This is a genomic window from Paracraurococcus lichenis, from assembly GCF_030657435.1.
In the GTDB taxonomy this organism is placed as follows: Bacteria; Pseudomonadota; Alphaproteobacteria; order Acetobacterales; family Acetobacteraceae; genus Paracraurococcus; species Paracraurococcus lichenis.
Window position 1 is genome coordinate 1 of sequence record NZ_JAUTWS010000407.1, and the last position, 667, is coordinate 667.

The following is a 667-nucleotide window of genomic DNA, read 5'->3' on the forward strand; positions in this document are numbered from 1 at the left end:
GCGGCCGACCCGGTGTGGCGCGAGCAGGCCGTGCTGGCGCATCAGCCGTCGGACCCGCCGGGCTGAGGTGCGGATGCCTGCATGGCGCAGGCGGGCCCAGATTTTCCTGTAGCCCTCGCCATGCAGGCGCGAGCCGAGGACCTGGGCGCGAATGTGCTCGAGCAACTCGGCATCGGAGCAGGCCCCGACCGGGCCGCGGCGTGCCGGACAGGGCGGCGGCTCGGCGCTGGCTGCCGCGCGATGGCGGTAGACCGTGGCGCGGGAGAGATGCCAAACCCGGGCGACCCGGGCCATGCCATAGCGCCGGCCCGTAGCCGGCGAGACGGCCTGGCTCATCGCCTCGGCCTCCGGCGCCCCAAAGGGCGGCCACCCTCGAGGGCAGCGATCTTCTGCTCCAGCAGCTCGTTGGCCATGGTGATCTCGCCAAGCTTGGCCCTGAGGCGGAGCAACTCTTCGTCGCGGCTGTCGCGCTCGCGCTCCTTCATCGCCGCCTCCGCCCCGACCAGGGCGCGGTCTCGCCACTCGCTCAGGCGAGCGGCGGTGACGTTGAGCTCCCGGGCCACGGTCTCCAGCGGCTCGCCGCGCAGCAGGCGGCTGACGGCGGCGAGCTTGCGTTGCGCGGAGAAACGCCGCTCCGGCCCGGCCGCGCCCGAGGGGGCGCCGGCGT

General features: G+C 74.7%; 2 protein-coding genes. Both read right to left on the reverse strand.

What is annotated here, in order from left to right:
• Positions 1-336: IS3 family transposase (locus tag Q7A36_RS42010; protein ID WP_370655817.1), on the reverse strand; the 336-nt coding region annotated here is incomplete at its 3' end.
• Positions 333-667 (reverse strand): transposase (locus tag Q7A36_RS42015; RefSeq protein ID WP_370655818.1); only part of this gene is annotated, 335 nt, incomplete at its 5' end. The genes Q7A36_RS42015 and Q7A36_RS42010, both read right to left, overlap by 4 nt.